Consider the following 12,688-nt stretch of genomic DNA (forward strand, 5'->3'; position numbering starts at 1 on the left):
ACTGGCGTCGCCCGGGCGGGGGCCGGCCCCCGGGCGACAAAACGTTTCAATCTGCAATTTAATGCCTGCCCGGGCCGACCTCGGTCAATGTCCGACGACGACCGCACCCGAACTGCGCAGCCCGGGCCGGAACGCGTAAGCGTGGCCCGACGACGCAATCATGATCGCAACACCCGCCAGGATTACCAGGGCCCACGGGAATGCGCCTGCGCCCCACACGTCAAGCAACATGCCGCCCACCACGCCCGCACCGGCAATCGCCCCATTCCAGGCGACGACATTCATGGACAGCGCCACGTCGGCGCCGCGTCCGGCCGCGTCGGCCAGCGCCGTCTGCAGCAGCGTGGCCGCGCCGCCAAAGCTGATTCCCCACACCGCGATTCCCACGTAGATCACGGTCGGGTTTGCCGGCACCAGGCCAAACGCAAGCGCGGTGGCGCCAAACGCGGCCAGGCTGGCCAGCACCGTCGAACGCAAGTGGCGGTCAACCAGCTTGCCCGTGATCCAGATGCCGACAAGCGCGGACGCCCCAAATATGAACAGCACCAGGTCCACCCGCGCGCCCAGTCCGGCAGGCGCGACAAAGGGCGCGATGTAGGTGTAGAGGATGTTGTGGGCCAGCATCCACGCGATGACGACGGCCAGCACGCGCCGCACGCCAGGCGTCGTGAAGACGCGGCGCAGCGGCATTCGCTCATGGGCGGACTGGCCGGGGTAGTCGGGCACCTTGGCCAGCACCCACGCGATCAGCACCAGCGTCAATCCGGACATGATCCAGAACGCCGCGCGCCAGCCCACCGCGGATCCCAGCAAGGTGCCCAGCGGCACGCCCAGGGACAAGGCGATGGGTGTGCCCACCATGGCAAGCGCCATCGCTTGGCCTTGCTGGTAGGGGGCGACCATGCGCCGCGCATAACCGGCCAGCAGACTCCAGGCCAGCCCCGCCGCCACGCCCGCAAAGAATCGCGCCACCAGGGTCACCCCGTAATGGGATGACAGGGCCGTGGCCGAATTGAAGACCAGGAAGCCGACGATGGTCAGCAGCAGGACGTTGCGGCGCCGCCAACCGCGGGTGGCGATCGTCAGCGGAATGGCCGCCAGCAGCGAACCAAGCGCATAGGCGGTGACCATCTGGCCGGCCAGCGACGCGCTGACATCCAGCCCGTCGCTGATCTGCGGCAGCAGTCCGGCGGGCAAGGTCTCGGTGACGATACAGATAAAGCCGGTCATCGCCAGCGCCAGCAGGGCAGAGACGGGCAGGCGGTCGGAGGCGGGCTGTCCGGCCTGAGCGGAAAAGTGGCTCACACAAAAATCCTTTTGAAGATGAATCGGGACCGATCGGGCAGACGGGCGGACGGCTGACCGTCGGCAATGCCTCACCATTTATATATCGATCGGTACAAATGTAGGGTGCGAGCCAACGCGTTGTCAACGACTTTTGTATCGAGTAGTATGGATGTCGTGATCTAAGGAGTCTGATATGGCGCAGATGGGCCGGCCGCGCGCGTTTGATCGTGACCAGGCGATCGACCAGGCGTTGCATCTATTCTGGGAGCAGGGCTACGAATCCACGTCGTTGAGCCAACTGAAAGCCGGCATTGGCGGCGGCATTTCCGCGCCAAGCTTCTATGCAGCCTTCGGATCGAAAGAGGCCTTGTTTCAAGAGACCGTGCAGCGCTATCTGGAAACCTATGCGCTGGTCACGGAATGCCTGTGGGACGACGCCATGCCCGCCCGCGATGCGGTCGAACTGGCGTTGCGCCAATCGTCGAAGATGCAGTGCGAGCGGGGGCATCCCAAGGGCTGCATGGTGGCGCTGGCCGTCATGAGCGCACCGACGCCCGAGCACGCGGACGTGACCAAACCGCTGACGGCCTCACGCCAACGCACCCGCGCGGGCTTCGTCCATTGCGTGGAACGCGGCATCGCCAGTGGCGAGTTGTCCGCCACGACGGACGCCCGGTCCCTGGCGTGCGTGTTTGACGGGTTCCTGGTGGGAGTGTCCACGCTGGCGCGCGATGGTGTCCGCTATCCCACCTTCGACGCCGCGATCACGCAGCTGATGGCGATCTGGGACGCCTCGCGCAGCCAGGCATAAGCGCTGGCGGGGCTGCAGTCAGGCTTGGGGGTGCCAGTTGCCGGCTAGACGTTGCGCTCGGCCTGTCCGATCAGCGTCAGGAAGAACGTTCGCCGCAGGGTGAATCCCAGGCGTTCGTACAACGCGATGGCATTCTGGTTGCTGCCCAGCACATGCAGGAACGGCGTGTCGCCGCGCTCTTGGATGCTGGCCTGCAACCGTTTGATGAGCCGGGCGGCGATGCCCTTGCCGCGCCAGGCCGGATCCACGCAGACCGCGCTGATCTCGACATGTCCTTCCGGGCGCATCCGTTCGCCCGCCATTGCGATCAGGCGTCCTTGATTCCGAATGCCGATGTAGCGCCCCATTTCGTGGGTGCGCTTGCAGAACGGGCCGGGTTTGGTCGCTTGGGTCAGTTCCAGCATGTCTGCCGCATCGTCACTGCCCAGGAGGGCGATGTCCGGGGCATCATCGGCGGCGGAAGCAGCGGCCGTCGCCGTCATTTGGTGCAGCACGCCAATCGGCTGGGTACGAAACCGGGCCTCTGGCGTGATCGGCCCCGCGGCCAGGATGGCGACCTGTTCGCCGGCCGGCAAAAGCTGCGCCAGCGCCTCCCAGGCCGGCGCGGCGTCAGACGCCAGGGCTGCGAACGGTGCGACGTCGGACAGGTAGCGGCAGGCCAGGCCATCGCCTTGACGCAGATGGGCGTGCGCCAAGGTCAAGGCGTTCCACACGGGGTTGTCGAGCGGATGGGAGGGGGAGGTATTCATGCGGATTCCGGTAGTTGGCGCCAGATGCGTCACGGGCCCTACTGTAGACAGGAATCGACATCGGCTCTATTGTCGTAAATGACATTTTTAGAGTCATTCCCGCCATGAAAATTTCCGTTTTGGCCCTGGAGGGCTGTTTCGACACCGGCCTGTCGGCGATTCTTGACGCATTCACCACCGCCAACGAGCTGGCTGCGTTGGAGCGGCCCGCCGAAGGGCAGCCTTTCGACATCAAGGTGGTGGGCGTACGCCCCGATGTGCGCACGGGGTTGGGCATGCGCGTTCCCGTGCAGGCTGTTGCCGACGTGGGCAAGCCCGACTGGCTGGTCATGCCGGCCATTGCCACCAAAATGCCGGAACAGCTGCTGCCGGCGCTGGCCCGCCCCGACGTGGCGGATGCCATGGCGTTGCTGCGCGATAGCCACGCCCGTGGCGTGCAAATCGCGGCCGCATGCATCGGCACGTTCGTGCTGGCGGAATCGGGGTTATTGAATGGCCACGAGGCCACCACCTCCTGGTGGCTGGCGCCGCTGTTTCGCCAGCGCTATCCCGACGTGCGGCTGGACAGCACGCGCATGATGGTGCCCTCGGGTGAATTCACCACGGCGGGCGCCGCCATGGGGCACCTGGACCTGGCGCTGTGGCTCTTGAACCAGGCCAGCCCGGCCCTGGCGTCCGTGGTCGTCCGCTATCTGTTGGTGGACGCCCGGCCATCGCAAGCGCCGTACATGATTCCCGACCATCTGGCACGCGCGGACCCGTTGGTCGAACGTTTTGAACATTGGGCAAGAGGGCGCCTGGCCGAAGGTTTTTCGCTGGATGCCGCCGCCGCGGCATTGGCGACCAGCACGCGCACGCTGCAGCGCCGAATCGAAGCCGTGCTGGGCAAATCGCCCTTGTCGTATTTCCAGGACCTGCGCGTGGAGCGCGCCGTTCACCTGTTGCGCACCAGCAAGCTGAACATCGAGGCAATCGCGGCCGAAGTCGGCTACGGCGACGGCGCAACGTTGCGCACGTTGCTGCGCCGCCGCTTGGGACGCGGAGTGCGGGAACTGCGCGGCGCGTGATCCTGGCACGGCAAGCCGGCGGACCACGCCCGCGTCCCGCCATGCGCTTACGCCGCGCGGCGCAGCTTCACACCGGGAAAGTCCACGGGCACCGCAAACGCCACGTTCACATAGTTCGTGAACAGGTTCAGCGCCACATGCGCCAGGATTTCGACGATGGCTTCGTCGTTGAAGCCCGCGGCGCGCACGGCTTGCACGTCCGCCTGGCTGACCTGTCCACGAGCCTCCACCAGCTGCAACGCAAAGCGCAAGGCGGCGGCCGTCTTGGGGTCGGTCGCTTGGCCGGCCTGGGCCGCCGACATCTCTTCTGCGCTGGCGCCGGCCTTGCGGCCCAGCGCCGTGTGGGCGGCCAGGCAATATTCGCAGGCATTGCGGTCGGCCACGGCCACGGCAATCTGTTCGCCCAGCTTGGCCGGGATAACGCCGCCACCCAAGGCGCCGAACGCGCCCCACATGCTTTGCAGCGCGGCGGGCGAATTGGCCACGGCCTTGAACATGTTGGGCGTTGCGCCAAAGGCGCCGTGGATTTGGGTCAGCAGGGCTGCGCGATCGGCGGTGGTGTTGCTGGAATCGATGAGGGATACGCGGGTCATGGTCATTACTCCTGTCTGGGTAGGGGACGCCGCCGGGTAGTGGCGGGTGAAGGGAATCGTACGTACCATTCCTGGATGTATGGGGTTGTTATGTCCATAAAACATGTCCTATAGTCCAATCCATGAATACCCCGATGCTTCCCCCTGTTGATCGTCTGTCGGCCCTGCTGGACCGCTTCCGCGTGCGCGCCAGCCTGTTCCACACGGGCGCGCTTTGCGGTATCCAGACCTTTGATGCGCAGCCCGGCAGGGGCTTTCTACATGTGCTGCGCCAGGGCGAAATGGAAGTCCGGCACCTGCCTGGCACGGCCGGCTCGCAGCGCATGACGCTGACCGAACCGACGCTGCTGTTCTATCCCCGCGCCATGCACCATGAGTTCATCAATCCGCCCGTCACCGGGTCGGACTTCACCTGCGCGGCGCTGGATTTCGATGGCGGCGAGCGCAATCCTCTTGTGCAGTCTTTGCCGCCGGTGCTAAGGGTGCCGTTGAACGCCGTCGAAGGGCTGCGGCCCGCCTTGGATCTGCTGTTTGCCGAGGCCGACAACGTACGTTGCGGTTCGCGCCTTTTGGCGGATCGGCTGTTTGAAGTGGTGCTGATCCAATTGCTGCGGTGGATACTGGATCACCCCGCGCAAGCCGGGGTCAGCAATGGGCTGGTGATGGGGCTGGCGGACCCGAAGCTGGCCCGGGCGCTGGTGGCTCTGCACCAGGCGCCGCGCGACGATTGGCCGCTGGAGAAGATGGCGGCCATCGCCGGCATGTCGCGCAGCGCCTTTGCCGCCGCCTTCAAGGACGCCACGGGCACGACACCGGCCGCCTACCTGACCGATTGGCGCTTGAGCCTGGCGGCGTCGATGATGCGGTCAGGCCGCCCCGTGAAATTCATCGCGGACGAGTTGGGCTTTGCCAGCGCGTCGTCCTTGTCCAAGGCCTTCCGGCAACGGATGGGAGCCTCGCCGCGGGACTGGCTGGTGGCGAACCGCTAGGCTGCGGCATGACCAGACGCCGCGCGCTGCGTGGCGTACCTACGCGACGCTTGCCCGGAACTGCTTGCGGTAGGCGGAAGGCGAAATCGCGAACGCGTGCGTGAAGTGCTGCCGAAACGACACCGACGACCCGAAACCGACGTTTTCAGCGATCTGGTCTACCGCTTGGCCGCTGGTCTCAAGCAGGCGTTGTGCGGCGGCCAAGCGGTGGTTCAATACCCAGCCAGACACCGTGGCGCCCGTCTTCGCCTTGAATCGCCGCGTGAAGTTGCGGCGGCTCATGCCGGCTTTATCGGCCAGCAGGTCCAGCGTCAGGGGCTGCTGCAGGTTTTCGATGGCCCAGTCCAACGTGGCGCTGAGCATGTCCGAGCCCTTGCGTTCGGGTAGCGGCTGCTCGATGTATTGGGCCTGGCCGCCATGCCGATGGGGGGCGACGACCATGCGGCGGGCGACGCGGTTGGCGATCTCGGCGCCGTGATCGCGGCGCAGCAAGTGCAGGCAGCAATCGATGGCGGCGGCCGTGCCCGCGGACGTCAGGATATCGCCGTCATCGATGTACAGGGATTTCCGGTCCAGGCGGACTTTCGGATGCCGGCGCTCGAAATCGTCGCCCCATACCCAGTGCGTGGCCGCCGTGCGCCCGTCCAGCAAACCCGCTTCGGCCAGCACGAAGGTGCCCAGGCACAGCCCGGCGATGCGGGCGCCGCGGGCATGGCCGGCCCGCAACGCGTCCAGCAGCGCGGGGGGCGCGGATTCCTCGGGGTCGCGCCACGCGGGCATGATGATGGTGTCGGCCTGGGCCAGCGCCGACAGGTCGTGTTCGACCTCGATGTTGAACCCGGACATCGTGGGGATCAGCCCGGTTCGTTCGCCGCAGATCAGCAGCTGATACCGCGGCACGCCCAAGCGGGCCAGGTCGTCGCCGAACACCATGCAGGGGACGGACAGATGGAACGGGCTGATGCCTTCAAAGGCGATGACGGCGACGGTATGCATGGCGGGCGTGGGGTGGCTGGCGCAGGGCTGGTGCTGGGGCAGGACGGCTTTGGCCCGATTCTAGCAATTGTTGTCCATCGGGCCACTATCGCCAACCTGGCGTTAGCGGGACACTGGGGCTTCTTCCACTTCACTCCAAGAGGCAAGCCGTGAACCATCCCACCATCCGCACGCTGGCCGGCGCCGCCGCCCCGGCCTCGATCGACGCGTCCAGCACCGCTTTGCTGGTGATCGATTTCCAGAACGAATATTTCAGCGGCAAGCTGCCCATTCCCGCGGGCAAGACGGCCCTGGGCAATGCGCAACGCCTGATCGCGCACGCCGACAAGGCGGGCATTCCCGTCTATCACGTCCAGCACGTCACGCCCGCAGGCAGCCCGGTCTTTGCCGACCAAAGCCCCACCGGCGAGTTCCATGCCGAGCTGCAGCCCGGCGCCAAGCACCACGTCGTGCGCAAGTCCTCGGTCAGCGTGTTTCCCACGACCGACCTGGACCAGCAGTTGAAGGCGGCCGGCGTGAAGACGCTGGTGATCACGGGCCTGATGACGCACGCTTGCGTGGCCGGCGCCGCGCGCGACGCCGTGCCGCTGGGTTACGGCGTTATCGTGGCCGAAGATGCCTGCGCCACGCGCGACCTGGACCGCGCCGACGGCAGCGTCGTCGGGCACGACAGCCTGCACCGCGCCGCCTTGGCCAGCATTGACGACACGTTCGGGGATGTCTTGACGACGGAACAGGTGTTGAAGCTGCCCGTGGTGTAAGGGGGCTTAGGGCCGCGCGGGGCTGGGCTCGGCCAGGCCCGGATTTTTACGGATCAGGATGACGCCGGCGATGGTCAGCGCCAATCCGCCGCCGACATACGGCAAACCAAAGATAAGCGCCCAGAAGAAGAGCGCCGTGTTTGCGTCATTGGCGGCGCGTGCGCCCACGGTTGCCGCATCATGCGCCGGGAAGTCCATCGTCAGCAGGCTCATGGGGACCGTGAGCAACAACGAGATCCCCAACAGCGCGCAGCCCCAGCCGATCAGGCGGCGCATATTGGGAACGCGGACCAGCGCCGCCGCGACCGCGATCGTCAGCAGCAGCGTAATGATGCCGCCGGCCAATTGCATCTTGTCCACGGTGGCGGCTTCGGCAGCCACGTCGGCGGCCGCCGCCGGCCCGTTCAGCCCGAACGCGAGGATCAAGAGCGGATTGACCATGCCGTAGGCGGCTCTGCCGACCAGCAGGCCAAAGGCAATGCTGGCCAGCCATTTGATCGCGGTAGGGGGCATCGTGGATTCCGGGGCGAGGCGCTGACGGCTTAGTAATAGATATCGACGTAGTCGGTCAGGCGGCCGCAGCTTTCCATCTGCTGCAAGCGCCAGTATTTGCGTTTGCCAGTGGCGCGGAACTCGTAGTCGCCGGTGCGTTCGCAGCGACGGCCTTTATCCGGCGCGTCCAGGATCAGGATGGTGCCGCGGAACACAAAGCGGTCGCTGTCGATCGAGACGATTTCACCCTTGATTTTCAAGGTGCCTTCAAAGTTGGCTTGCGTGCCATCGATGCGCACGACGTCGTTGTCATCTTTTGCGGTCAGGTGGCCGCGATCGGCGGACCAGAGCCATTGCACGCTGACGCCGCTGTTGTTCAGCAGGCGTTCGTAGGCGGCCTGGTTCTTGATTTCGGTCTTGGTGACCGGCGCAAGGGCGGCGCCATTCTGCTGGGCCGGCGCGACGCTTTGTTGGGGCGCGGCGCCGCTCTGCTGAAGGGGGGCGGCGTTCTGCTGGGTGGCGGCGCCATTTGGCTGGGCGGGGCCGTGGGCCCGCACCGCGCCCGCATTCTGCGCCGCAATAATGGGCGAAGCCACGGCAAGCGCAAGGCCGAACGCCAGGGGAATCATCCGGGAAATCCGCTTCGGCTTATGGGCGGTAGTCGTATCGCGATCAGGCGTGGTGTGCATGGTCATGAATAGAGGGGAAAATGCCGCACTCAGGCGAGGGCGGTTACGGGCGCCTAAATTAGCATGCAGATTGCGTCAAAGCGTTGCCGGTTTTCGGCGGAATGTATCTATCGGTTAACCGACGGAGTGCCTTACGCCCCGGTCCGCTTTTGCACATTCTGCTGATGCAGCAGACGGACTTGCTCGGCAAACTCCGTGACCGGCCCGTCGACTTCTATGCCGTCCACCACCTCGCCAATGGCCAGCGGCCGCACCCGCGACGCCGGCACGCCCCATTCGCGCATCCACGCCGAATACTGTGCGGACGAGCTGGCGTAGACGATGCGGCCCAGACCCACCCAGCCATGCGCGGCCGAACACATCGGGCAGTGTTCGCCCGAGGTATAGACGACGCAGCTGGCCCGCTCGGATGCCGGCACATGGTTGGCGGCCCAGCGGGCAATCTCGAATTCCGGATGCTGCGTGTGGTCGCCGCCTGCCACGTGGTTGTGGTCTTCGAACAGCACCTTGCCGTCGGCGGACACCAGGATGGAACCGAAGGGTTCGTCGCCCGACTCCAGGGCTTGCCTGGCCAGCGCCACGCACCGCGCAAGGTGCTTCTTGTCCTGTTCGTTGATCACGGGGGGTCTCCTTGTTCTGGAAAGCGGCGTCTGCCGGGGATGGCCCAAGGATATCGCGGGGTTGCTCAAGCAGGGTAGAGTGGCGGGGTTAACGCGCTGGCGTATCCGAACCGGGGAATCTGCATGCTGACCGTCCATCATCTGGGAAAATCGCAATCCGAACGCATCGTGTGGCTGTGCGAAGAACTCGCCATCCCCTACGAATTGAAGGTCTATGACCGCGACCCGGTCACCCGCCTGGCGCCGCCCGCGTACAAGGCGCTGCATCCGCTGGGCACCGCGCCCATCATTACCGACGGCGACACCGTGCTGGCCGAATCCACCGCCATCGTCGAGTACCTGCTGGCCAAGTTCGGCAATGGCCGCCTGACGGCGGCGCCGGTCGATGCGAATTTCGCGGATTATCTTTATTGGTTCCATTTCGCCAACGGCTCGCTGCAGCCCGCCTTGATGCGGTGCATGGTCCTGGCCCGGGCCGAGGTGCCGGCAGACAAGCCGGTTGTGCAGTTTGCCGATGCCCGGCGCAAGCAGGCGCTGAGCCTGATCGATACCCGCTTGGGGGCGAACGATTATCTGGCGGGCAACGCGCTGACCGCTGCGGACATCGTCGCGGTGTTCTCCTTGACGACGATGCGGCTGTTCTATCCGTTCGACTTGTCGCCGTATCCGAATATCCTGGCCTATCTGCAGCGCATCGGCGCCCGCGACGCGTACCGTCGCGCCATGAAGCAGGGCGACCCGGACATGGCGCCGATGCTGGCTTGAAGCCGCACTCGTAAAAGACTAGGGGCCCGCCAATCGGCGGGCCCCTAGTCTTTTACGGATGGCGTTACAGCAGCAGCGGGGAAATCTTGCTGCCGTCTACGGACACGCCGGCCATCAGGCCACCGTTGTTCATGACGAACCCCACGATGGGTTGCTGGACGGTATTCGAATCGATATTGCCGTTTGCGCCCAGGTTCGCCACGGCAACCGTCGCATCGGCCCCGATCGTCCATCCGCTGCTGGCGCGGAACTTGGCCAGGGCGTCATCCGTCATGAAGAGCACCACCATGGCTTTGGACTGGGCGCCCGCCTGAAAACCGATCGAGCCGCCCGTGATGCTGTAGTAGCCGGTGTCCTGGCCGTTCACCCGCAACACGCCCGTTCCATGCTGTGCACCGACGATGAAGCTGGCGCTCAGCACCGCCGGAAACACCAGCACGCCACGGGCTTGCGCGACCAATTGCTTGGACTGCGGCGCGGCCTCGTACAGCTTGGACAAGGTGGCGGAGGTGGCGGCATTCAGTTCCTGGCGCTTTTCGGCGGCGGTGGGCGTCGCCTGCGGGCCGTTCATGGTGCAACCGGCCAGGAACACGCTGGCCACCCCGAGCGTCAACGCGGCCACGCCAGTTTTACGCAATTTCGAAAAAGAGTTGAGCATGTGGACTTCCTTTTGGTTGCAAGCGACCGGGTTGCGTCAGGGTTGACGCTAGGGTGAAGATTACTCCCGCCCGACGCCTTCGGACGCGGTTTCGATCGCCGCGCGCAAATAAACCGCGTGCGCCATCGGTTTAACATCGCGCCATGCTCATTTCCCTTATCCTCCTTTGGATTGCGTTGTCCCTGGGGGTCGGCCTGTTGGCGGTCCGGCGGGGGCGCAAGGCTGTCGGTTGGACGATTCTTGCCTGCCTGATCAGCCCGGTCGTGGCCGGCATTTTCCTGATGACCATCGACGACCGCTCGCCGCGCGCCAGGCAGCCTGTTGTCGCGACGCACATCGATTGCCCGGGATGCGGCCAGCGCATCCTGCGGGACGCCCGCGTGTGCCGTCATTGTGGCGGCACGGTGGCAGAGATGGCCGACCGCAGCGAAGCAGAACGGATCGCGGCGCTGCGGCGGCTTGGCGTGTCCGAGCCATTGGTGCAATTGTCATCCGGCACTTGCCTGCACGAGGCGTTCCGCGGCATCTGCGTCGGGCCACCGACGCGTGCCTACCCGCGGCCCGGCGCGTCCGATGGCCCGGTCTGGATCGCGCTTTGGGACCAGGACGCGATGGTCTACGCCGTCCTGGAAGACGAGGACGGTTTGGAGTTCAACCGCTACAGCATCGAACGCCCGCGCGATATCGACGTGATCGCCCGCAGCGAGCAAGGGTTCTGGCTGCATCGCTTTGATTTCCTGTACGAACGCGACCTGTCGGACGACACACTCCGGCAAGCCGCGCAGGTGGTCGGTTTCCGGTATCTGGACCGGTACCTGCGCGAACGGCATGCGGCTGAAGCCCAACTGGGAACCTTCGCTGCGCATCGGGCGTGGCTAGAAGGCCTGATTGCATCTGTCGATAGCGATGCCGGGCCGGGCGGATGGATCGTTTGACGATATGATGACGACGGCGTCGCGGTCGTCGTCCGCGAGCCTGTCTACCCGTGCAGCGTTGATAAGGGCCTCCCGATGCGTCTGAACCAGTGCCAGAACTTCCACGACTTTCGCCGCATGGCGCGCCAGCGGTTGCCCGGCCCGATCTTCAACTACATCGACGGCGCCGCCGACGATGAAACCACCTATCGGCGCAACACCGACGCGTTCGAAGCCTGCGACCTGGTGCCAGACGTGCTGCGTGGCGTGGCCCAAGTGGACATGTCCGTGACGGTGATGGGCCAGAAGCTGGCGATGCCCGTCTATTGTTCGCCAACAGCCCTGCAGCGCCTGTTCCATCACGACGGCGAGCGGGCCGTTGCGGCGGCGGCCGGCAAATTCGGCACGATGTTCGGCGTGTCGTCGCTGGGCACGGTCAGCCTGGAGGAAGCCCGCCAGATCAGCGGCGGCCCCCAGGTCTACCAGTTCTACTTCCACAAAGACCGCGGTCTGAACCGCGACATGATGGTTCGCGCCAAAGAGGCCGGCGTCCAGGTCATGATGCTGACCGTGGACAGCATCACCGGCGGTAACCGTGAACGCGACAAACGCACGGGCTTTGCCATTCCCTTCCGGCTAAATCTGGCGGGCATCGCCCAATTCGCCGCCAAGCCGGCCTGGGCGCTGAACTATGTCACGCACGAACGCTTCCGGCTGCCGCAGCTGGACGGCCACGTCGACATGGGCGGCGGCGCCATGTCGATCAGCCGCTATTTCACCGAAATGCTGGACCCGGCCATGTCATGGGACGACGTCGCCGACATGGTGCGGCAATGGGACGGCCAGTTTTGCCTCAAAGGCATCATGTCGGTGGAAGACGCTAAGCGGGCCGTCGACATCGGCTGCACCGGCATCGTGCTGTCGAATCACGGCGGGCGCCAACTGGACGGCTCGCGCAGCGCTTTCGATCAACTGGCGGAGATCGTCGACGCGGTGGGCGACCGGATCGACGTGATGCTGGACGGCGGCGTGCAGCGCGGCACGCATGTGCTCAAGGCGCTGGCGCTAGGCGCCAAGGCGGTGGGGTTGGGCCGCTACTACCTGTTCCCGTTGGGGGCCGCAGGCCAACCCGGCGTGGAGCGGGCGCTGGATTTGATGCGGATCGAAATCGAGCGCGCCATGAAGCTGATGGGGTGCCGGACCGTCGCTGATCTTCAGCGGCGGCATTTGCGGTTCCGTTGAGCGGTTGCGTTGCCGGCCGCCGCGGCATGCGCGGCGGCTTGCTTGCCGCGACATC

15 protein-coding genes are annotated in these 12,688 nt (G+C 65.6%); 7 read left to right on the forward strand and 8 right to left on the reverse strand.

What is annotated here, in order from left to right:
- Positions 1-84: 84 nt before the first annotated feature.
- Positions 85-1,230, reverse strand: a complete 1,146-nt coding sequence (locus tag CEY09_RS28605; RefSeq protein ID WP_208625080.1) for an MFS transporter — start codon at positions 1,228-1,230, stop codon at positions 85-87.
- A 250-nt stretch (positions 1,231-1,480) separates the two neighbouring features.
- Here CEY09_RS28605 and CEY09_RS28610 point away from each other — a divergent pair, with 250 nt between their 5' ends.
- Positions 1,481-2,098, forward strand: a complete 618-nt coding sequence (locus CEY09_RS28610) for a TetR/AcrR family transcriptional regulator (RefSeq protein WP_088591192.1) — start codon at positions 1,481-1,483, stop codon at positions 2,096-2,098.
- A gap of 44 nt (positions 2,099-2,142) precedes the next feature.
- Here CEY09_RS28610 and CEY09_RS28615 read toward each other — a convergent pair whose 3' ends face one another.
- Positions 2,143-2,847 (reverse strand): GNAT family N-acetyltransferase, encoded by a 705-nt coding sequence (locus CEY09_RS28615; protein WP_088591193.1) that lies wholly within the window; start codon positions 2,845-2,847, stop codon positions 2,143-2,145.
- A gap of 104 nt (positions 2,848-2,951) precedes the next feature.
- On the opposite strand from CEY09_RS28615, the gene CEY09_RS28620 reads away from it, so the two are divergent.
- Positions 2,952-3,914, forward strand: a complete 963-nt coding sequence (locus CEY09_RS28620) for a GlxA family transcriptional regulator (RefSeq protein ID WP_088591194.1) — start codon at positions 2,952-2,954, stop codon at positions 3,912-3,914.
- Between the two features lie 47 nt (positions 3,915-3,961).
- On the opposite strand, the gene CEY09_RS28625 is transcribed toward CEY09_RS28620, so the two are convergent.
- Positions 3,962-4,507 (reverse strand): carboxymuconolactone decarboxylase family protein, encoded by a 546-nt coding sequence (locus tag CEY09_RS28625; RefSeq protein WP_088591220.1) that lies wholly within the window; start codon positions 4,505-4,507, stop codon positions 3,962-3,964.
- 134 nt (positions 4,508-4,641) lie between these two features.
- Here CEY09_RS28625 and CEY09_RS28630 point away from each other — a divergent pair, with 134 nt between their 5' ends.
- The gene (locus tag CEY09_RS28630; RefSeq protein ID WP_088591195.1) at positions 4,642-5,496 is read left to right on the forward strand and encodes an AraC family transcriptional regulator; all 855 of its coding nucleotides are present in this window, start codon (positions 4,642-4,644) and stop codon (positions 5,494-5,496) included.
- 39 nt (positions 5,497-5,535) lie between these two features.
- Here CEY09_RS28630 and CEY09_RS28635 read toward each other — a convergent pair whose 3' ends face one another.
- The gene (locus CEY09_RS28635; protein WP_088591196.1) at positions 5,536-6,492 is read right to left on the reverse strand and encodes a GlxA family transcriptional regulator; all 957 of its coding nucleotides are present in this window, start codon (positions 6,490-6,492) and stop codon (positions 5,536-5,538) included.
- Between the two features lie 149 nt (positions 6,493-6,641).
- Between CEY09_RS28635 and CEY09_RS28640 the strand changes: the two genes are divergently transcribed.
- The gene (locus tag CEY09_RS28640; protein WP_006225201.1) at positions 6,642-7,253 is read left to right on the forward strand and encodes a cysteine hydrolase family protein; all 612 of its coding nucleotides are present in this window, start codon (positions 6,642-6,644) and stop codon (positions 7,251-7,253) included.
- A 6-nt stretch (positions 7,254-7,259) separates the two neighbouring features.
- Here CEY09_RS28640 and CEY09_RS28645 read toward each other — a convergent pair whose 3' ends face one another.
- The 3 genes from CEY09_RS28645 to CEY09_RS28655 all read right to left on the reverse strand — a co-directional run bounded on the left by CEY09_RS28645 (position 7,260) and on the right by CEY09_RS28655 (position 9,054).
- Positions 7,260-7,766 carry a hypothetical protein gene (locus CEY09_RS28645; RefSeq protein ID WP_088591197.1) on the reverse strand — a complete coding sequence of 169 codons (507 nt, stop codon included), beginning with the start codon at positions 7,764-7,766 and terminating at the stop codon, positions 7,260-7,262.
- Between the two features lie 29 nt (positions 7,767-7,795).
- Positions 7,796-8,374, reverse strand: a complete 579-nt coding sequence (locus tag CEY09_RS28650; RefSeq protein WP_088591198.1) for a hypothetical protein — start codon at positions 8,372-8,374, stop codon at positions 7,796-7,798.
- Positions 8,375-8,565: 191 nt separating this feature from the next.
- Positions 8,566-9,054 (reverse strand): nucleoside deaminase, encoded by a 489-nt coding sequence (locus CEY09_RS28655; protein ID WP_088591199.1) that lies wholly within the window; start codon positions 9,052-9,054, stop codon positions 8,566-8,568.
- A 123-nt stretch (positions 9,055-9,177) separates the two neighbouring features.
- Between CEY09_RS28655 and CEY09_RS28660 the strand changes: the two genes are divergently transcribed.
- Positions 9,178-9,819, forward strand: a complete 642-nt coding sequence (locus CEY09_RS28660) for a glutathione S-transferase family protein (RefSeq protein WP_088591200.1) — start codon at positions 9,178-9,180, stop codon at positions 9,817-9,819.
- A gap of 64 nt (positions 9,820-9,883) precedes the next feature.
- Here CEY09_RS28660 and CEY09_RS28665 read toward each other — a convergent pair whose 3' ends face one another.
- Positions 9,884-10,477, reverse strand: coding sequence for a BPSL1445 family SYLF domain-containing lipoprotein (locus CEY09_RS28665; protein WP_088591201.1), 594 nt, complete (start codon positions 10,475-10,477; stop codon positions 9,884-9,886).
- A 143-nt stretch (positions 10,478-10,620) separates the two neighbouring features.
- On the opposite strand from CEY09_RS28665, the gene CEY09_RS28670 reads away from it, so the two are divergent.
- Together CEY09_RS28670 and CEY09_RS28675 are read left to right on the forward strand one after the other, a co-directional pair.
- Positions 10,621-11,412 (forward strand): hypothetical protein, encoded by a 792-nt coding sequence (locus tag CEY09_RS28670; protein WP_143219585.1) that lies wholly within the window; start codon positions 10,621-10,623, stop codon positions 11,410-11,412.
- 75 nt (positions 11,413-11,487) lie between these two features.
- Positions 11,488-12,633 carry an alpha-hydroxy acid oxidase gene (locus tag CEY09_RS28675; protein WP_088591203.1) on the forward strand — a complete coding sequence of 382 codons (1,146 nt, stop codon included), beginning with the start codon at positions 11,488-11,490 and terminating at the stop codon, positions 12,631-12,633.
- The last annotated feature ends 55 nt before the right edge of the window (positions 12,634-12,688 follow it).

Source organism: Achromobacter marplatensis, from assembly GCF_002209535.1.
Classification (GTDB): Bacteria; Pseudomonadota; Gammaproteobacteria; order Burkholderiales; family Burkholderiaceae_B; genus Achromobacter; species Achromobacter marplatensis.

Bases quoted from the DNA above. Each gene is read 5' to 3' on its own strand.
- CEY09_RS28635 (WP_088591196.1), bottom strand. From the start codon at position 6,492: ATGCATACCGTCGCCGTCATCGCCTTTGAAGGCATCAGCCCGTTCCAT.
- CEY09_RS28630 (WP_088591195.1), top strand. From the start codon at position 4,642: ATGCTTCCCCCTGTTGATCGTCTGTCGGCCCTGCTGGACCGCTTCCGC.
- CEY09_RS28605 (WP_208625080.1), bottom strand. From the start codon at position 1,230: ATGACCGGCTTTATCTGTATCGTCACCGAGACCTTGCCCGCCGGACTG.
- CEY09_RS28675 (WP_088591203.1), top strand. From the start codon at position 11,488: ATGCGTCTGAACCAGTGCCAGAACTTCCACGACTTTCGCCGCATGGCG.
- CEY09_RS28645 (WP_088591197.1), bottom strand. From the start codon at position 7,766: ATGCCCCCTACCGCGATCAAATGGCTGGCCAGCATTGCCTTTGGCCTG.
- CEY09_RS28660 (WP_088591200.1), top strand. From the start codon at position 9,178: ATGCTGACCGTCCATCATCTGGGAAAATCGCAATCCGAACGCATCGTG.
- CEY09_RS28665 (WP_088591201.1), bottom strand. From the start codon at position 10,477: ATGCTCAACTCTTTTTCGAAATTGCGTAAAACTGGCGTGGCCGCGTTG.
- CEY09_RS28620 (WP_088591194.1), top strand. From the start codon at position 2,952: ATGAAAATTTCCGTTTTGGCCCTGGAGGGCTGTTTCGACACCGGCCTG.
- CEY09_RS28615 (WP_088591193.1), bottom strand. From the start codon at position 2,847: ATGAATACCTCCCCCTCCCATCCGCTCGACAACCCCGTGTGGAACGCC.
- CEY09_RS28670 (WP_143219585.1), top strand. From the start codon at position 10,621: ATGCTCATTTCCCTTATCCTCCTTTGGATTGCGTTGTCCCTGGGGGTC.
- CEY09_RS28610 (WP_088591192.1), top strand. From the start codon at position 1,481: ATGGCGCAGATGGGCCGGCCGCGCGCGTTTGATCGTGACCAGGCGATC.
- CEY09_RS28650 (WP_088591198.1), bottom strand. From the start codon at position 8,374: ATGATTCCCCTGGCGTTCGGCCTTGCGCTTGCCGTGGCTTCGCCCATT.
- CEY09_RS28625 (WP_088591220.1), bottom strand. From the start codon at position 4,507: ATGACCCGCGTATCCCTCATCGATTCCAGCAACACCACCGCCGATCGC.